General features: G+C 73.2%; 6 protein-coding genes. All 6 read right to left on the bottom strand.

The window, feature by feature from the left end; translation table 11 throughout:
- Position 1 precedes the first annotated feature (1 nt).
- Positions 2–943 (bottom strand): TauD/TfdA family dioxygenase, encoded by a 942-nt coding sequence (locus OG251_RS17600; protein WP_326678084.1) that lies wholly within the window; start codon positions 941–943, stop codon positions 2–4.
- Positions 940–2,274, bottom strand: a complete 1,335-nt coding sequence (locus OG251_RS17595; protein WP_326678083.1) for an MFS transporter — start codon at positions 2,272–2,274, stop codon at positions 940–942. The genes OG251_RS17600 and OG251_RS17595 overlap by 4 nt, the downstream gene beginning before the upstream one ends.
- The gene (locus tag OG251_RS17590) at positions 2,271–3,302 is read right to left on the bottom strand and encodes an ornithine carbamoyltransferase (protein WP_326678082.1); all 1,032 of its coding nucleotides are present in this window, start codon (positions 3,300–3,302) and stop codon (positions 2,271–2,273) included. The genes OG251_RS17595 and OG251_RS17590 overlap by 4 nt, the downstream gene beginning before the upstream one ends.
- A complete protein-coding gene (locus tag OG251_RS17585; protein ID WP_326678081.1) occupies positions 3,299–14,308 on the bottom strand; it encodes a non-ribosomal peptide synthetase in 11,010 nt (3,669 codons plus the stop codon). The genes OG251_RS17590 and OG251_RS17585 overlap by 4 nt, the downstream gene beginning before the upstream one ends.
- A complete protein-coding gene (locus OG251_RS17580; RefSeq protein WP_326678080.1) occupies positions 14,305–19,335 on the bottom strand; it encodes a non-ribosomal peptide synthetase in 5,031 nt (1,676 codons plus the stop codon). The genes OG251_RS17585 and OG251_RS17580 overlap by 4 nt, the downstream gene beginning before the upstream one ends.
- Positions 19,336–19,435: 100 nt before the next feature.
- Positions 19,436–19,657 (bottom strand): MbtH family protein, encoded by a 222-nt coding sequence (locus OG251_RS17575; protein ID WP_326678079.1) that lies wholly within the window; start codon positions 19,655–19,657, stop codon positions 19,436–19,438.
- Positions 19,658–19,714: the final 57 nt, after the last annotated feature.

Below are 19,714 nucleotides of genomic sequence, written 5' to 3'. Positions count from 1 at the left end.
CTCAGTCGGACATCGCCACGAGCACGCGGCGCGCACCCGTGAACGGGCGGCGGCCGTGCGACACGAGCATGTTGTCGATGAGCATCAGGTCACCGGTGCGCCAGTCGCAGTTCTGCGCCGCCGCCAGGCCCCGGTCGCGGACCTGGATGACGTAGTCGTCCGGGATCGGCGAGCCGTCGGCGAACGTCACCGACTGGGGCAGCTCGTCCGCCGGGAGGATCGCCGCCAGCGCGGCGGCGGTGTCGTCGCCGAGGCCCGCCGGGTGCCACTGGTCGGACTGGTTGAACCAGACCTCCGCGCCGGTCACCGGGTGGATCGCGGTGGACGGGCGCACCTGGCTGACGCGCAGCGAGCCGTCGGGCTTCCACTCCCAGGTGGCGCCGGTGTTGCCGAGGAAGGTCTCGACCTCGGCCCGGTCCTTCGTCTCGAAGGTGTCCTGCCAGCTCTTGCCGAGGCCGAAGCCGTCATGGAGGTTCTGCTGGTAGCGCACGCCGCCCCTGAACGCCTCGCGGACCTCGGGGTCCAGGGACTCCAGCCACAGCGCGGAGTCCGTGACCGGGGTCGCCCCGCCGGTCTCGGCGGCCTGCTGGCAGAAGAACAGCAGCCGGGCCGGCCACTGGTGGGCGTACGACATCTCGTTGTGCATCGAGATGGTGAACTCCTGCGGGTACTCCGTGGAGGTGTAGACGTTCTTGCCGACCTTCGTACGGGGCGAGTTGCCGTGCACATAGGCCAGCCGGTTGGGCAGCAGCTCGTTCATGATCTTTTCGAGCTCGTCCTCGGTGACACCGAAGCCGCGGAAGATCAGGGCCTTCTCCTTGACGAGCTGGTCGGAGATGGCCGAGGTGTCGCTCACCACCTCGAACAGACCCGCGCTCGATGCCTCCACCCCGGCGTTCTCGGGAGTGATGACGAGCGGAACCCAGCTGGTGGACGCGTTCATGCGGTTTCTCCTTGTTTGTCGGACGGTGCGTCGGGTGGTGTGTCGGACGGTGTGGTGGATGGTGCGGGTGATGCGTGAGTGAGCCGGTGGAGCCGGGAGAGCTTGGACAGGGCGGCGGTGAGCGCCAGCAGGGCCATCACCGCGCCGAGGGCGGCGGCGGTGACCGCGGCGCCGAAGGCGTCCAGGAGCAGCCCGCCGGCCAGGACGCCGAGCGAGTTGGCCCCCGAACCGAACAGCTGGAGCACGCTGTTGACGCGTCCCTGGAGCGGGTCGGGCGTGATCTCGACCTGGTAGATCCCCCCGGCGACGTTGACCACCCCGCCGACGAAGCTCATCCCGGCGAACAGCGCCCCGAGCACGACGGGGGACCTGGTCAGGGCCAGGGCCGGGACCAGGAGGGCCCAGGCCGCCAGGGCCGCGCAGACCAGCACGGGCAGCCCGAGCCGGCGCGTGGTCCAGCCCCCGGTGAGCGCCCCGCAGGCCCCGCCGGCCCCGCTGATCGCGGCGATCACGCCCACCGTCCCGGCCGAGAGGCCGTCCTCGTACAGGACGAAGGCGGGCAGCAGCGCGAGCGCCTGGAAGACCACGTTGCTGCCGGAGATCAGCAGCGTGATCCGCCGCAGGAAGCGGCGCTGCCACAGCCACCGCACCCCTTCGGCGATCTCGGGGCCGATCCTGCGCCGCGCGGCCGACCTCCGGGGCTGCTGGAACGGCTTCCTGATCAGCAGGACCGCGGCCAGCGAGAGCAGGTGCGCCACTCCGGCCAGCAGGAACGGCGACCACCTGACCGCCGCGAACGCGACGCTTCCGGCGGGCTGCCCGATGAGCCCGGCGGCCCGTCCCCGCGCCTCGTTCCCGGCGAGCGCCGCCGTCAGCTGCGACGCCGGGACCACATGGCGTACGCCGGCCCGCTCGGCCAGCCGGTAGCAGACCATCAGGGTGCCCTCGACGAACGCGGCGGCGGCCAGATGCGGCAGCCACACCCGCCCGAGGGCCACCGCGACGACGACACCGACCGCGCTCAGGGCGCACCCCGCGCTGCACAGGATCATCATCCGTTTGCGGTCCCAGCGGTCCACCAGCGCACCGGCCGGCAACTGGATGAGCAGCTGCGGCAGTTGCGCGGCGAACCCCGCCACGGCCGCCGCCGACGCCGATCCGGTGGACCAGAGCAGCAGCAGCGGGTAGGCCACGGAGGAGGCGCGGGAGCCGAGGAGGGTGAGCCCCGCGCCGCTCCACAGCAGCAGGAAGTCGCGGTTGCGGCGCAGCGGGACCGGGGAGGGTCCCGCCGCGTCCGCCACCGGCGGCGCCGCTTCGCCGGTGATGCTCATCCGCGCTGCGCGGCGCCCGTGGAGGCCGCCGGGGTGCCCGAGGCCCCCGCGCGGCACCACTTCAGTACCGCCATCGCGCTGTGCATCTTGTTCTCGGCCTGCTCGAAGGCGATGCTCCGGGGCCCGTCCAGCACCCCGCCGGTGACCTCGTCGCCCCGGTGCGCGGGCAGGTCGTGCAGGAAGACCGCCTTGGGGCTGGTGTCCCAGAGCGCTTCGGACACCTGGAAGGGGGCGAAGACCGTGCGCCAGTCGGGATCGGCCTTCGCCGTGCCGGTGGTCTGCCAGCGGGTGGTGTAGATGGCGTCGAACCCTTCGGGCAGGTCCGCCATGTCGTGGCGTTCGCGGATGCGCGCGCCCGAGACGCCCGCGTTCCGCTCGGCCCGTCGGAGCGTCGCCGGGTCGAGCCCGTAGCCGGGCGGGGTGCGCAGCTCCAGCTCGGTGCCCTCGAAGCGGGTGAGCGCGAGGGCCAGGGCGGCGGCGGAGTTGTTGCCCTCGCCGACGTACAGGACGCGCAGGCCGGTGAGGCGGCCGAACGTCATCCGGAGCGTGGTGAGGTCGGTGAGCGCCTGGGTGGGGTGTTCGTCGGCGCTCATCGCGTTGATGACGGACATGCGGTCCTGCCGGGCCCAGGCCCGCATCTCCGCCGGGTCGCCCGCGGTCCGGGCGACCAGCACATCGAGCATCCGGGACAGCACGGCCCCGGTGTCCTCGCTGGTCTCCCCGGTGTTGAGCTGGAGGTCGCCGGGCCCGTAGGTGAGCAGCGAGGCGCCGAGCCGCAGCGCGCCGCTGGAGAACGCGGTACGGGTCCGGGTGGACGTCTTGCTGAAGTAGACGCCCACCACCTCGTCGGTCAGCGGCCGTTCGCCGCGGACGCCGTCGGAGGCGAACGCGCAGCCGTCGGCGACGATGGTGTCGATGTCCTGGTCGGTGAGGTCGTCGATGGATATCAGGTGGCGTACGGATGAGTCCTGCACGGTGTCCTCCGGATCGGTCTGCCGGCGCGGGGTCGGGTGTGCTCGTCCTGTCATGCGCGGTCCTCCTCGGTGACCACCGCGCTCAGCAGCGGATGGTTCGCCGGTGCCCGGTCGCCGGTGCCCGCCGCCGCCCAGTCGGCCATCAACGTGCCCCGGCCGAAGCTCTGTTCGCGGCGGCTGAGGGTGGCGGTCAGATGCTTGACGACGCCCTTGCCGCTGTCGGAGTTGGTCAGGGCGACCAGTCCGACGCCGGTGCTGAGGTGGCTGAGGGAGAGGTTCCAGTAGCCGGCGGGTTCGCCGCCGTGCCCGAACTCGGCGTCGTCACCGGTGTCGTCGACGATGGTGCCGAGGCCGTAGAAGCTCCCGGGGTGTCCGGTGAGCAGCTCCCCGGCGACCTCGGTGGGCAGCAGCCCGCCCGGCAGGCCGAGCAGCGAGGCGCGCGCCTGGCGGGCGACCCTGGCGATGTCCTCGGCCGTCGTCCACAGTCCGGCGGCGGCGAGATGGGCGCGGTTGCGCCAGCCGCCGTCGAGCGCGACGCCCTTGGCGTGGTGCCCGAGCGCCACCGGGCGACCGGCGGTGAGCGGGAACTCCTGGTCGAAGCTGCTGCCCGTCATCTCCAGCGGGGTGAACACGAGCCGGTCCATCAGCTCCTGGAACGACTCCCCGGTGACGTCCTCCAGCAGCTGCTGGAGCACCCAGTAGTGGGTGCTGCTCTTGCGGAACGTGGAGCCGGGGACGAGCTGCCGCTTCACCTGCGGGGTGGTGACCGGGCCGGTGCCCGACAGCAGGTCCAGCAGCGTGGGCACCTCCTCGCCGGGCGGGAACCCGACGCTGCGGTGCCGGGCCAGCCCCGCCGTGTGGCCCAGGAGATGGCGGACGGTGACCTCTCCGGGGGCGGTGGCGAGGTCCGGGAGCCGCCAGGAGGTCAGGTGCTTCCCGATCGGGTCGTCCAGGGCGATGCGGCCCTCCGCCACCAGCCGCAGGGCGGCCAGTGCCGTGACGTGCTTGCTGATCGAGCCGACCTGGAACAGCGTGTCCGGGGTGACCGGTTCGTCGCCGCCGGTGGACAGCACCCCGGCCCCGTGCAGCTCGGTCGAGCCGTCGGCGCCGAGTACGGCGATGCTCACGCCGGGCACCTGGTGCTCGGCCATGAGCGCGCGCAGATCGTCCAGCGGGAAGGCGGCCGAAGCCGCCCGGTCAGCCGTAGCCGCCCGGTCAGCCGCAGTCGTCCGATCCGCCCGATCCACCTGGGGAGTTGCCGTGGCGGCCAGCCCCAGCAGCGCCGCGACCTCTGCCAGCGGGCCCTCGGCCAGCCGGCTCCGGTCGCCGCCCGACGCCTGTTCCAGCAGCGTCGCGAGCAGCTCCGCCGACATCACCACATCGGCGGGCTTCGCCTCCTCCACGACGGGCTCCGGCTCCGGCTCCGCCGCCCGGCGGGCCGCCTCCGCGTCCTCGTCGATCGCCGCGGCGAGGTCGATCAGCGTCCCGTGCTGGTACATGCGCCAGACCGAGACGGCCAGCCCCTCGCGGCGGGCCGCGGCCAGCACCTGAATCATCAGGATCGAGTGCCCGCCCAGCTCGAAGAACTTGTCGTGGATGCCGATCTGGTCGACGCCCAGGACCTCGGACCAGATCTTGGCGAGCATCCGCTCCGTCGCCGTCCTCGGCGCCACATAGGCGTCCTCGGAGCGCATCGACGCGCGGTCCGGCGCGGCCAGCGCCCGCCGGTCCACCTTGCCGTTGGCGTTGAGCGGGATGCTCTCCAGCGCCACGAAGGCGGAGGGGACCATGTACTCCGGCAGGTGACGGGCACAGTCGTCGGCCAGCACCGCGGCGCTCGGCAGCTCCTGGCCCGCGACCGGCACGCAGTACGCCACCAGGCGCCTGTCGCCCGGGGTGGGCTCGTGCACCGTGACCACCGCGTCGCGCACGGCCGGGTGGGCGGTCACGACCGCCTGCACCTCGCCCAGCTCGATCCGGTAGCCGCGGATCTTGATCTGGTCGTCCAGCCGTCCCAGGAACTCCACGTTCCCGTCGGCCAGCAGCCGCGCCCGGTCACCCGTGCGGTACAGCCGCGCTCCGGCGGGCCCGAACGGGTCCGGTACGAAGCGCTCCGCCGTCAGGTCCGGGCGGCCCGCGTAGCCGCGCGCCACTCCCGTACCGCCGACGTACAGCTCGCCCAGCACACCCGCCGGCACCGGCCGCATCGACGCGTCCAGCACATACGCCGTCATGTTCGGCAGCGGGCGGCCGATCGGCACCACGTCGAGGGCGACATGGCCGGTCACCGGGTGGATCGTGGAGCCGACCGATGCCTCCGTCGGCCCGTACTCATTGATCATCCGCCCCTCGCCGAGCACCTCCAGCGAGCGGTTGGCCGTCTCGCCGGGCAGTGCCTCGCCCGCCACCACGTACACCTGGCTGAGCCGCTCCACCTGCTCGGTGGTGAGCTGCTCGGTCAGGATGTCCAGGTGGCCGGGGGTCAGCTTGACGAAGCTGTACGGGCCCGACGCGAGCAGCGCGGCGGACAGGTCGGCCGGAGCCGTGTCCTGCGCCACCACATGCACGGCCTGCCCGGTCACCAGCGGTCCCCACAGGTTGGGCACCACCAGGTCGAAGGCCACCGAGGAGAACAGCGGCGCCCCGCCCGTGCCCCGGGAGGCCAGGTCCTCGGCCGCCCAGGCGACGTGGTTGGCCAGCCCGCGGTGCGGGATCTGGACGCCCTTGGGCCGGCCCGTGGAGCCGGAGGTGAAGATGACGTACGCGAGGCGGTCCGGGTCCTCGCTCCGGGCGGGCGCCGTGCCCGTGCCGTCGTCGGTGCCCGCCCGCTCCAGGTCCTCCAGCAGCAGCACCGGAACGCCGGTGGGGAAGCCGTCCGCGTACGGGGGCTCCGTCACCGCGGCGACGACGCCCGCGCTCTCGCACATGCTCGCGATGCGCTCGGCCGGGTACGACGGGTCGATCGGCACATAGGCGCCGCCCGCCTTCCACACCCCGAGCAGCGTGGCGATCAGCCCCGGGCTCCGGTCCAGGAGCACCGCGACGGCGCTCTCCGCACCGATGCCCGCGGCGACCAGCCGGTGCGCGACGCGGTCGGCACGGGCGTCCAGCTCCGCGTAGGCGACCTCCTCGCCCCGGTGGCTCACGGCCACGGCGTGCGGGGTGCGGGCCGCCTGCTCCTCGAAGCGGCGGAGCACGGTCCGCTCCGGGAACTCCCGTCCGGTCGCGTTCTGTTCCCGCAGCCACGCGTGCTCGCCCTCGGGGAGGAACGTCGCCTCGGCGCTGCCGCCGGGATCGGCGGCCATCGCCTCCAGGACCTGCCGGTACAGACCGGTGAGCCGGTCCGCGTGGCCTCGGCCCAGGGCGTGGGTGTGCGTGGTCAGCAGCAGGTGACCGGAGACGGCCGAGACCGCGAGCGCGAACTCCGTGCCGCCCTCGCCGCTGCTCGCCTCCGCGTCGACCAGCTTGGTGTCGACATGGTCGAAGTCCTGGTAGCTGAACCGGACATGGAGCAGCCGGCCGAGGTCCGCATCGCGCTGGATGACGGGCATCGGGAACCTGCGGCGGTCCCAGACCTCCGCCTCGCGGGCGAAGACCTGGCGCACCAGGTCGCTCCAGCTGCCGCTCGCCCGGTCGAAGGCGAAGGGCAGCGTGTTGAGGTACATGCCGTAGACCCGCTCGGCGCCCGGCGACTCGGGCCGTGCGCTGCACACCAGGCCGCTGAAGAAGGCGTCCTCCTCGGTGACCATGCTCATCACCTTCAGGTGCGCGGCCAGCAGCACGCTCTTGAACGACACCTGGGCCGAGGTGGCCAGGGCGCGCAGGCGCGGCTCCAGATCGTGCACGGGCACGGCGACCCGGTACTTCTCGCGCGGCGCGGAGGTGTCGCCCTCCCACACGGGCGGCAGCGCGAACGGCGCGTACCGGCCGATGACGTGCCTCCAGTACGCCCGGTCGTCCGCGGACTCCAGGGAGGCGAGCTCCGCCGCGATGAAGTCGGCGTAACGCACCGGGGGAGCGGTGAACGCGGCCGGGGCCGTGCCGTCGCGCAGCTCGCGGTAGACGTCGAGCAGTTCCATGAGCAGGGCGCGGTGGCTCCACCCCTCGGTGATCGCGTGGCAGACCGTCACCACGAGCCGCCAGGAGCCCTCGTCCTCCACCTGGGCGGTCATCCGCAGCAGCGGAGCCGTGGCCAGGTCGAAGGGGATGGAGCGCTCCTCGGCCATGATGCCGGCCACCCGCTGCTCGCGGTCCTGCGCTCCGCGCAGATCCTCGACCGTCAGCGGAATCACGGTGTCCGCGGCGACGAGCTGGAGCGGGGTGGTGAAGGAGTCGAGGTGGAAGGAGGTGCGCAGCATCTCGTGCCGGCCGGTGACCACGTCCAGGGCCCGGCGCAGCGCGGCCCCGTCGAACGGTGTGCCGTCCGTGATGCGGAACGAGGCGACGTTGAGATAGGCCCGCTTCTCCTGGTCGGCCAGCATCTCCACGAGCATGCCGAGCTGCACCTGGGACATCGGGTACGCGTCGACCACACCCTCGGGCAGCCGTACCCGGTCCTCCTCGGCCAGCAGCGCGAAGGGCTCCACCGGCGGGGCCGGCTCGGCGGGGGCCGGGCGTCCGGTGAGGAACTGGCTCAGCTCGGCCACCGTGCGGTACTCGAAGACCTCCCGTACGCCGACGTCGAAGCCCGCCGCGCGCAGCGCGCCGACCAGGGCGACCGCGCGGATCGAGTGACCGCCGAGGTCGAAGAAGCCGTCGTCGACGCCGACCCGGTCCCGTTCGAGGACCGTGCACCAGATCTCGGCGACCCGCGCCTCGGTGAGGGTGCGCGGGGCGACGTAGGGGGTGCCGCCGTCCAGTTCCTCCGCTTCGGGGGCGGGCAGCGCGCGCTTGTCGGTCTTGCCGTTGGCGTTGAGGGGGATCTCGGCCAGCGGTACGTAGACCTGCGGGAGCATGTAGTCGGGCAGCCGGGTCGCGCAGTGCGCGGCCAGGTCCGCCGAGGTCACCTCCGTACCGTCCGCCGGCACGTAGTAGGCGACCAGCCGCAGATCGCCGGTGGACGGGCCCTCCAGGGGGACGACGACGGCGTCACGGACCGAGGGGTGCTCGGCGACGACGCTCTGGATCTCTCCGGGCTCGATCCGGTATCCACGGATCTTGACCTGGTCGTCCAGCCGTCCCAGGAACTCCACGGCGCCGTCGGCACGGGTCCGGGCCAGGTCGCCGGTGCGGTAGAGGCGGGCACCGGCCGGTCCGAAGGGGTCGGGGACGAAGCGTTCGGCGGTGAGGTCGGGGCGGCCCGCGTAGCCGCGTGCGACGCCCGTGCCGCCGACGTACAGCTCACCGGGCACACCGACGGACACCGGGGAGAGCCCCGCGTCCAGGACGTACATGGTCATGTTCGGCAGCGGGTGGCCGATGGCCAGCACCTCCGCCGACTCGTCCTCGGGCACCGGGTAGACGCAGGTGCCGACGGACGCCTCGGTCGGCCCGTACTCGTTGATGAGCCGTGTGCCGGGCGCCAGCGCGCGCCAGCGGTCCAGGGTCGCCCGGGTGAACGCCTCACCGGCCACCACCAGCACCGGCGCGAGCGCACTCGCCTGCCCGGCGGTCAACTGCTCGGCCAGGACGTCCAGATGGCCGGGGGTCAGCTTGATGAAGCTGTACGGTCCCGCCTCGGCGAGCACCCCGCCCAGGTCGGCGATGTCCGTGTCCTGCGGAACGGTGTGGACCTGCTGCCCGGTGACGAGCGGCGCCCACAGGTTGGGGACGACGAGGTCGAAGGCGACCGAGGAGAACAGCGGTGCGCCTCCGGTGCCCTGCGGGGCGAGGTCGCGCGCGGCCCAGCCGACATGGTTGGCGAGTCCCCGGTGGGTGACGCCGACGCCCTTGGGGCGGCCGGTCGAACCCGAGGTGAAGATGGTGTACGCGAGTGCGTCGGCGTCCTCGTGGCGCTCCGGCGCGGTCGCCGGAAGTGCCTCCAGCGCGGGCCGGTCGCGGTCGACCAGGACGGTGCCGAGGGCGCCGAAGCGGTCCGCGTACGCCTCCTCGGTGATCGCGAGGACGGCGCCCGAGGTGCTGAGCATCGCGGCGATGCGCTCGGCCGGGTACGACGGGTCGATCGGCACATAGGCCCCGCCCGCCTTCCACACGCCGAGCAGGCTCGCGAGGAGGTTCGGCCCGCGGTCCAGCAGCACGCCGACGACGGAGCCCGCCCCGGCACCCGAGGCGAGCAGCCGGTGCGCGAGGCGGTTGGCCCGCGCGTCCAGTTCCGCGTAGCTCAGCGAGACCTCTCCGAAGCCCACGGCGGGCGCGTCCGGGGTGCGCAGGACCTGCTCCTCGAAGCGCCGCAGGACCGGGGCGGAGGCGAAGTCGGCCTGCTCGCCCGTGCCTTCGGCGAGCAGCCGCCCGCGCTCCGCCGCCGGCAGGTACGAGGCCGCGGCGTCGCCCTCCGGGTCGGCGGCCATCGCTTCCAGGACCTGGCGCAGTGTGCCCGCGAGCCGGTCGAGCGCGACCTCGTCGAGGTGTTTGCGGCCACCGGTCAGGAAGAGGTGGCCCAGCCGCGCCGAGACGCCCAGCGGGAACTCGGTCGGGCTGTCGTCGATGCTCGCCAGGTAGTCGACCTGCTCGCGGTCGACCTGGTCGAAGTCGTGGTAGCTGAAGCGCACGGAGACCAGCCGCTGCCCGTCCTCCGCCTCGCGCTGGATGTCCGGCATCGGGAAGCTGCGGTGCGGCCACAGCTCGACCTCGCGGGCGAAGACCCGCTCCACCAGCTCGCGCCAGGTGCCGGTGGCCCCGTCGAACGCGAACGGCAGCGTGTTCAGGTGCATGCCGTAGACGCCGTCGGCGCCGAGCGCCTCGGGCCGGGCGTTGCAGACCAGGCCGGTGAAGAACCGCTCGTCCCCGGTGACCGAGCTCATCACCTTCAGGTGTGCCGCGTGCAGCACGCTCTTCAGCGAAGCGCCCGCCGCCGAGGCCAGCGCGCGCAGCCGGTCCTCCAGGTCGTGGAAGGGCACCCTGACGCGGTACGGGGCACCCGCCTCACCGTCCCCGGACCAGGCGTCGGGGAGGGCGAAGGCCGGGTAGTCCCGGACGATGCCGCTCCAGTACGCCCGGTCGTCCCCGGCCTCGCGGGAGGTGACCTCGGCCGCGATGAAGTCCGCGAACCGCACGTCGGGGGCGGCGGGCGTCTCGATGGCACGGCCGTCGCGGGCCGTGCGGTAGCCCTCGACGATCTCCATGAGCAGCGAGTGGTGGCTCCAGCCGTCCAGGATCGCGTGGTTCTCGGTGATCGTGAGCCACCAGCTCCCGTCGTCGCGGGAGTGGCCGATCAGCCGCAGCAGCGGCGGGGTGTCCAGACCGATCAGCTCGGCCCGCTCCCGCCGGGTGAACTCGCGCAGCGACAGCTGTACTTCGTCGTCGGTGAGCCCGCGCAGATCGCGCTCGGTCACCGGCACCGCGACCTCGCTGTGCACCAACTGCATCGGCACCGCGTAGGAGTTCAGGTCGAAAGAGGTGCGCAGGACGTCGTGCCGGTCGATCACGGAGCGGACCGAGGCCCGCAGCGCCGCGACGTCGAAGGGCCGCTCGTCACGGATCCGGAAGGAGGTGACGTTGTGGTACGGGTGCCGGCCGGTGTCGCTGAGCATCTCCACGACCATGCCGATCTGCACCTGCGACATCGGGTACGCGTCGTCCAGGCCCTCCGGGAGCCGCTCCCGGTCCGGGGCCGTGACCAGCGCGAACGGCCGCACACCGTGTGCCGCGCGCACCTCGGGCCGGTCGGCCAGCCGCTCGGCCAGCAGCGCCACGGTGCGGTGCTCGAAGATGTCCCGTACGGACACGTCGAGACCCGCCTCGCGCAGGTGCCCCGCGAGGTTGATGGCGCGCAGCGAGTGGCCGCCGAGGTCGAAGAAGCTGTCGTGGACGCCGATCGGGTCGACGCCGAGCACGTCCCGCCAGATGGCGGCGACGCGGTGCTCCAGCGGGGTGCGCGGGGCGGCGTAGACCTTGCCCGCGGCGCGCACGGCGCCCGCGGCGGGGGCGGGCAGCGCCTTGGTGTCGAGCTTGCCGTTGACCGTCAGCGGCAGGCGCTCCAGGACCACGAAGGTGGCCGGGACCATGTAGTCGGGCAGATCACGGGCGAGCGCGGCGCGCAGGTCACCGGTGTCGGGGGCGGTGTCCACCGACTCCGCCGGGACGACATAGGCGACGAGTTGCTTGTCGCCCGGTGTGCTCTCGCGGACCAGGACGACGGCGTCCAGCACCCCGTCCTGGGCGGCGAGGGCGGCGTTGATCTCGCCCAGCTCGATGCGGAAGCCGCGGATCTTGACCTGCTCGTCGTTGCGGCCGAGGAACTCCAGGCTGCCGTCGGCGAGCCGGCGGGCCACGTCGCCGCTGCGGTACAGCCGGTCGCCGGGCGCCCCGAACGCGTCGGGCACGAAGCGCTCGGCGGTGAGCCCCGGACGGCCGAGGTAGCCGCGGGCGATGCCGCGCCCCGCGACATGGATCTCGCCCGGGACGCCGATCGGCGCCGGGTTGCCGTGCCGGTCCAGGATCCGTATCGAGAGGTCGTCCAGCGGGACGCCGACGGGGCTGCCGGTGCCCGTGAGGTCCTGTGCGCCCAGCTCGTGGTGGGTGACATGGACGGTCGTCTCGGTGATCCCGTACATGTTGACGAGCGTCGGGGCCGCCAGACCCAGCCGGTCCGCCCACGGCCGCAGGTCCGCGACCTCCAGCTTCTCGCCGCCGAACACCACGGTGCGCAGGGCGAGCCGGTCGATGCGGGGGTCGCCCTCGCGGGCGGCGCTCACCAGCGAACGGAACGCGGAGGGCGTCTGGTTGAGCACCGTCACGCGCCGCTCGACCAGCAGGTCGAGGAACTTGTCGGGGTCGCGCGCCACGTCCTTCGGGACGACGACCAGGCTGCCGCCGTGCAGCAGCGCACCCCACATCTCCCAGACGGAGAAGTCGAACGCGTAGGAGTGGAACAGCGTCCACACGTCGGAGGCGGGGAACCGGGTCTGTTCCGCCGTCACCGTGAACAGCCGCAGCACATTGGCGTGGGTGAGGCAGACGCCCTTGGGGCGGCCCGTCGACCCGGAGGTGTAGATGACGTAGATCAGGCTGTCGGCGTCGGCGGTGGGCGCCGGGTCGGTGTCCGGCTGCCCGGCCAGCGCCTCGGCGTCGCGGTCGAGCACCACCAGCGGGCCGGTGTGGATGCCGGAGAACATCTCCTGGTGCGCGCTCTGGGTCACCACGACCGGGACGGCGGCGTCCTCCAGCATGAAGCCGATCCGCTCGGCGGGGACCGAGGGGTCGAGCGGCAGATAGGCGCCGCCCGCCTTCAGCACGCCGATCAGGGCGGGCAGCAGGTCGAGCCCGCGCTCCAGGCAGACCCCCACGAGCGTCTCCGGGCCGACCCCGAGACCGCGCAGGTGGTGCGCGACCCGGTTGGCCCGCGCGTTCAGTTCGGCGTACGTCAGGTCGTGGCCGTCGAAGTGGACGGCGACGGCGTCCGGGGTGCGGTGAGCCTGCTCCTCGAACACCTGGTGCACGGTGCCGGTGACCTCGCCGGAGAGCGCCGCGCCCGCGGTGAGCAGGTCCAGCTCGCTCTCCCCGAGGAAGTCCAGTTCGGCGACGCTCGTGTGCGGGGCGGTGACCGCGGCGTCCAGGAGCCGCACCAGGTGCGCGGTCAGCCGCTCGGCGCTCTCGCGGTCGAACAGCTCGACGGCGTACTCCAGATGGCCGTGCAGGGTGCCGTCGGCGGCCTCCCGCAGCTGGAGGTCGAGGTCGTACTTGGCGGCGTTGCCCTCGCCCTGGAACGGCTCGGCGCGCAGCCCCGGCAGGGTGAACGCGCTGGTGCGCTCGCCGTGCATGGTGAGGGCGACGTCGAACAGCGGGGTGCGCGACAGGTCGCGCTCCGGCTGGACCGCGTCGATCAGCCGGGCGAAGGGGGTGCTCTGGTGGTCGAAGGCGCCCAGGACCGTGTCCTTGGTGCGGGCCAGCAGCTCCTGGAACGACGGGTCGTCGCTCCATTCGGCGCGCAGCACCAGGCTGTTGATGCCGAAGCCGACCATGCCCTGGAGCTCGGGACGGCCGCGCCCGGAGACCACGGTGCCGACCGCGATGTCGGTGGAGCCGGTGTAGCGGGCCAGCAGGCTCTGGAAGGCGGTGAGCACCACCATGAACGGGGTGGCGTCGTGGCGCTGCGCGAACTCCCGCAGCCGGCCCGCGAGGGAGTCCGGTACCCCGAAGGCGACGGAGGCGCCCGTCGCGTCGCGGACCGCCCTGCGCGGCCGGTCGGTGGGCAGCTCGATGGGGGTGAGACCCGCCAGGGTCGTCCTCCAGTAGTCGAGCTGCGCTTCGAGGGCGGCGCCGGACAGTTCGGTGCGCTGCCAGGCCGCGAAGTCGGCGTACTGGACGGGAACGGCGGGCAGTTCCGGCTCGGTGCCGGTGGACAGCGCCGCGTACAGGGCGCTCAGTTCCCGGCCGATGACCTCGGTGGACCAGGCGTCGCAGGCGATGTGGTGGAAGACGATGCCGAGGACGTGCTCGTCGTCCGCGAGACGGATCAGGCGGGCGCGCACCGGGAGGTCCCGGGCGAGGTCGATCGGGACGAACAGGTCGTCGGCGATGATCGATCCGACCCGGGCCTCGCGCTCGGACGCCGGAAGGCCGGTGAGGTCGTCCAGCGGCAGGGTGACCCGCTCGGCGGGCGAGATCAGCTGGACGGGCTCCTCCCCCGCCACGCCGTAGCGGGTACGCAGGATCTCGTGCCGGTCCGTCAGCCGCTGCCAGGACTCGGCGAGCGCGGCGGTGTCCAGCTCACCGGTGAGGCGGACGATCAGCGGGACGAGGTACTGGGTGCTGTCCGGGTCGAGGCGGCTGAGGAACCACATCTGCTCCTGGCCGGGGGACAGGCGCAGCGGGGCGGACCGGTCGGCGCGGGGGATGGTGGCCCGGCGTCCGCTGCGGCGGCCGGCGAGCCGCTGACGCAGCAGCTCCTCTCTCGCCCCGTCCGCGTCGAAACCGGCGGGTGTGATCGCGGCGGTACTCATGCGGTGAACTCCTTAGCCAGTTCCTGGCCGTTCGTCAGCTCTGCTGGGGAAAGTGCGGCGATCTCCGCACGGATGGCGTTCTCGGTGGCGACGGCCAGCCGGGCCACGGTGGGGCCCTCGAAAACGGTGCGCACCTTGAAGTCGATGTCGAACTCCTCCTGGATGCGCGAGATCAGCCGGATGGCGAGGATCGAGTTGCCGCCGGAGTGGAAGAAGCTGTCCTCCACACCGACCCGCACCCCGAGCAGTTCGGCCCAGATGTCGGCGATGCGCTCCTCGGTGGCGGTGCGCGGCTCGACACGTCCGGCGGCGCCCTCGGCCCCGGTGCCCTCGGGCGACGGGAGCCGCTTGCGGTCGGTCTTGCCGTTGGCGTTGAGGGGGATCTCGGCCAGCGGTACGTAGACCTGCGGGAGCATGTAGTCGGGCAGCCGGGTCGCGCAGTGCGCGGCCAGGTCCGACGCGGTCACGGCCGGGTCCTCGGCGCTGTCGGCCGGGACGTAGTACGCGAGGAGCTGCTGCTCACCAGCCGGCGTTTCACGCGCCACCACGACCGCGTCACGGACCGAGGGGTGCTCGGCCACGACGGTCTGGATCTCTCCGGGTTCGATGCGGTAGCCACGGATCTTTACCTGATCGTCGAGTCGGCCCAGGAACTCCACGGCGCCGTCGGCACGGGTCCGGGTGAGGTCGCCGGTGCGGTAGAGCCGGGCTCCCGCAGGGCCGAAGGGGTCGGGGACGAAGCGTTCGGCGGTGAGGTCGGGGCGGCCCGCGTAGCCGCGGGCGACGCCCGTGCCACCGACGTACAGCTCACCGGGCACACCGACCGGAACGGGTTCGAGGTGCTCGTCCAGGACGTACATGGTCATGTTCGGCAGCGGGTGGCCGATGGCCAGCACCTCGGCCGACTCCCCGGCCGGGACCGGGTAGACGCAGGTGCCCACGGACGCCTCGGTCGGCCCGTACTCGTTGATGAGCGCGGTCTGGGGCGCCAGCGCGCGCCAGCGCTCCAGCGTGGCCCGGGTGAACGCCTCACCGGCCACCACCAGCACCGGCGCGAGCGCGCTCGCCTGCTCGGCGGTGAGCTGCTCCGCGAGGATGTCGAGGTGTCCCGGCGTCAGCTTGATGAAGCTGTACGGTCCCGCCTCGGCGAGCACGGCGCCCAGGGCGTCGATGTCGGTGTCCTGCGCGACGGTGTGGACGCGCTGCCCGGTGACGAGCGGCGCCCACAGGTTGGGGACGACGAGGTCGAAGGCGACGGAGGAGAACAGCGGCGCGCCCCGCCCGCCCCGGGAAGCCAGCTCACGGGCCGCCCAGCCGACATGGTTGGCGAGCCCCCGGTGGGTGACGCCGACGCCCTTGGGGCGGCCGGTCGAACCCGAGGTGAAGATGGTGTACGCCAGCGAATCGGCGTCCTCGTCACGCTCCGGCGCGGTCCGGGGACGCTCGTCCAGCGCGGGCCGGTCGCGGTCGACCAGGACGGTGCCGAGGGCGCCGAAGCGGTCCGCGTACGCCTCCTCGGTGATCGCGAGGACGGCGCCCGAGGTGCTGAGCATCGCGGCGATGCGCTCGGCCGGGTACGAGGGGTCGATCGGCACATAGGCCGCGCCGGCCTTCCACACGCCGAGCAGGCTCGCGAGGAGGTTCGGCCCGCGGTCCAGCAGCACGCCGACGACGGACTCCTGGCCGACGCCCGAGGCGAGCAGCTGGTGGGCCATCTGGTTGGCGCGCACGTCCAGTTGCCGGTACGTCACCGTGCCGTCGGCGAAGCCGATCGCGGGCGCGTCCGGGGTGCGCAGCGCCTGCTCCTCGAAGCTCCGGCACACCGACGCGTCGCCGAAGCCGGCCCGCTCGCCCGTCCCCAGCTCCAGCAGCCGCCGTGTCTCCTCGGCGGGCAGCAGGGACACGGTGGAGAGCCGGGCGGCCGGGTCGGCCGTGACCCCGGTCAGGAAGCGGATGAACTGCTCCTTGATCCGGACGACGGTCGCCGCGTCGAAGAGCGAGGTCGCGTACTCGAAGACCCCTTCCAGCGACCCGTCGGCCGAGCGCCCGATGAAGACCGAGAGGTCCGTCTTGGCGACCGTCCACGCCTCCGCGAAGGCCCGCAGGTCCGCCGCGTCGGTGGCGACACTGGTGACGCCCTCGCTGTGCATGTCGAAGGCGACCTGGTAGAGCGGCGTACGGGACATGTCACGCTCGGGCTGCATCTCCTCGACGAGCCGGTCGAAGGGCAGCTCCTGGTGCGCGAACGCGGCCACGGACGCGGCCCGGACCCGCCCCAGCGCCTCGGCGAAGGAGAGATCGCCCGCCAACGAGCAGCGCACCACGAGGGAGTTGAGGAAGAAGCCGACCGTGTCGGCCAGCTCGGAACGGGTCCGCCCGGCGACCGGGGTGCCGACCGGCACGTCCCACTGGCCGCTCTGCCGGGCCAGCACCGAGGCGAACGCGGTGAGCAGCGTCATGAACGGGGTGGCGCCGTGCCTGCGGCCCAGCTCCTCCACCTTCGCCGCCAGCTCCGGCTCCACCCGGACCGGGACGACCGCGCCGCGCGGATCGCGCTCGGGCGGCCGGGGCCGGTCGGTGGGCAGCTCCAGCGGGGTGATGCCGTCCAGCGCGGTGCGCCAGTGCGCCAGCTCCCCGGCGGTGAACTCCGCGGTCTGCCGCTCGTGCTGCCAGGACGCGTAGTCGGCGTACTGCACCCCGGTCGCGGGCAGCACCGGCTCGCGGCCCGACAGCCGGGCTGCGCACAGCTCCCGCAGCTCACGCTCCAGGACGACGGTGGACCAGCCGTCACAGGCGATGTGGTGCATGGTGACGAGCAGGACGTGCTCCTCGCCCGGCACCCGGGCCAGCAGGACCCGCCACAGCGGACCCGTCGCGAGGTCGAAGCCGCGGGCGAACTGCTCCTCGAAGCGGGCCGCGAGGCCGTCGCGGGTGGTGTCGAGGACCCGGAGCTCCACCGGCCCCGCCGGGCCGATCACCTGGCGGGGCTCGCCGCCGTCGTCCAGGTAGCGGGTGCGCAGCGCCTCGTGGCGTCCGCCGAGCGCGGTCAGCGCGGACTGGAGGGTGTCCACCGAGGTGTCGGCGGGCAGCCGCAGGATCAGTGGCGCGACCCACTCGCGGCTGCCCGGGTTCAGCCGGTCCAGGAACCAGAGCCGGCGCTGCCCGGAGGAGAGCGGCAGGGCCCCGGCGCGGGACACGACCGGGATCGGGCGGGCACTGTCGGACGGTGCGCCGATCAGCCTGGCCTGGGCCTCCACGGTGGTGGCGCTGAACAGGCCGCGCATCGAGATGGCGACGCCGGAGGCGCGGAGCCTGGCGGCGAGGCGGGTGAGCTGGAGCGACGTACCGCCCAGGGCGAAGAAGTCGTCGTGCGCGCCGACCTTCTCCCGGCCCAGCAGTGCGGCCCAGACCTCGGCGACCTGCTCCTCGGCGGCGTTGCGCGGGGCGATGTAGCCGCCCTGCCCGGCCATGGCACCGGTCTCGTCCATGGTGGCGGCCAGCGCGGCCCGGTCCACCTTGCCGTTGGGGGTCAGGGGGAGGGCGTCCACGGTGTGGAAGACCGAGGGGACATGGCTGTCGGGCAGCCGCTCCCGCAGGAACCGGCGCAGCTCCGTCGGGCCGAGCGGGGTGCGCGTGGTGAGTGCCGCGCCGATCCGCTTGCCGCCGCCCTCCGCCGTGAACGCGACGACGGCCGCGCCGCTGACGTCCGGGTGGGAGGTGAGGGCGGCCTCGATCTCACCGGGCTCGATGCGTACGCCGTTGACCTTGAGCTGGGCGTCGGCGCGGCCCTGGTACTCCAGGTAGCCCTCGGCGCTCCAGCGGACCAGGTCCCCGGTGCGGTAGAGGCGCGAGCCGGGGGTGCCGTACGGGTTGGGGACGAACTGCTCCGCGGTCAGGTCGGGGCGGCCCAGGTACCCCTGGGCGAGGCCGACCCCGTCCGCGTACAGCTCGCCGGTGACGCCCTTGGGGACCGGGGTGCCGTCGGGGCCCATGACCAGGACCCGCATGTTGCTCAGCGCACGGCCGATCGGCACCGGGCCGGACGTCTGCTCCGGGGCCACGCGGTGGGCGGTGATGTCGATGGAGCACTCGGTGGGCCCGTAGGTGTTCCACACGCCGAGGGTCCGGCCGGCCCGGTCGCGGACCTGCTCGACGAGTTCGGCGTGCAGCGGCTCACCGGCGGAGAAGAGCAGGCGCAGCGCGTGGCAGCGGGCCCAGCCGTCCTCCTCGACCAGGAGGCGCAGCACGGAGGGCACCACCTGGAGGACGGTGACGCCGCCGTCGGCGACGGCGGCCAGCAGCGCCGACGGGTCGCGCTCGGTGCCGTCCGGGGCGATCACGACGCTTCCGCCGCCGATCAGCGGGGCGAAGATCTCCCAGCCCGCCGCGTCGAAGCCGACGGAGGTCTTGAACAGAATGCGGTCGTCGGCGCCCAGCTCGTGCGTCCGCACGGCCCAGGTGACCCGGTTGGCGATGCCCGCGTGGGTGACCTGCACGCCCTTGGGCTGCCCGGTCGAACCCGAGGTGAAGATCGTGTACGCGACACCGAGCGGATCGATGTCCGTGGCGGCGGCGGTGTCCGCGAGGGTGCCGGCCCCGTCGCGGATGTCCTGCGGGGTGAGCGTGCGGGTGCCCCCGGCGGCCAGCGGGCCGGTCAGTTCCGGCTCGGTGACCACCAGTGCGGTGCCGCACTGGAGCAGGAGGGACTTCAGCCGCTCCTGGGGGTGGCCGGGGTCCAGGGGCACATATCCGGCCCCCGTCCGCCACACCCCCAGGAGGGTGACGACCAGGTCGATTCCCCGGCCCAGACACACGCCGACCAGCGAACCGGGGCCTGCGCCGGCCGAGCGCAGAAAGCGCGCCGTGCGGTCGGCGGCGAGATCGAGCTCCCGGTAGGTCAGCGTGCGGGCCCCGTCGAGGACGGCGGCCGCGTCGGGCGTACGGGCGGCCTGCTGTGCGACGAGCACGGGCAGGGTGGGAGTGACAGTTCCGCTCAGGGAAGTCCCCGGCAACTGTGCGGCGTTCAACAGGTGCTCCTTCGAATGACCTGGCGCCAAATGCGACTCAGAACTCGGTGGTGGTGAGGGGCCCGCCGGGGATGACGGGGCATCCCCCGGGGGCGGCGGATCAGGCGGCCGCGTTCCGGCTCTCCATGCGGCGGCGCAGACTCGCCGGGCGCATGTCGCTCCACACGTCGTTGATGCGGGCGAGGCACTCCTCGCGGGTGCCCTCGGTGCCCTCGGCGCTCCAGCCGGCGGGCAGCTCGCGCCCGGCACGCCAGATCGAGTACTGCTCCTCGACGTTGAGGACGACGCGGTAGACGGTGGTGTCGGTCAGCTCGCTGGACATGGTTCTCCTCGGTGAGGTGCGCGGGGTGGGCGGTGGTGCGGACAACTGCGGTTCTCG

It is taken from the genome of Streptomyces sp. NBC_01237, from assembly GCF_035917275.1.
In the GTDB taxonomy this organism is placed as follows: domain Bacteria; phylum Actinomycetota; class Actinomycetes; order Streptomycetales; family Streptomycetaceae; genus Streptomyces.
Note: the sequence above shows the minus strand (reverse complement) of the source record. Positions and strands in the feature narration are given on the sequence as shown.

Coding starts and splice junctions, on each gene's coding strand:
- OG251_RS17600 (WP_326678084.1), bottom strand. CDS start 943: ATGAACGCGTCCACCAGCTGGGTTCCGCTCGTCATCACTCCCGAGAAC.
- OG251_RS17595 (WP_326678083.1), bottom strand. CDS start 2,274: ATGAGCATCACCGGCGAAGCGGCGCCGCCGGTGGCGGACGCGGCGGGA.
- OG251_RS17590 (WP_326678082.1), bottom strand. CDS start 3,302: ATGACAGGACGAGCACACCCGACCCCGCGCCGGCAGACCGATCCGGAG.
- OG251_RS17585 (WP_326678081.1), bottom strand. CDS start 14,308: ATGAGTACCGCCGCGATCACACCCGCCGGTTTCGACGCGGACGGGGCG.
- OG251_RS17575 (WP_326678079.1), bottom strand. CDS start 19,657: ATGTCCAGCGAGCTGACCGACACCACCGTCTACCGCGTCGTCCTCAAC.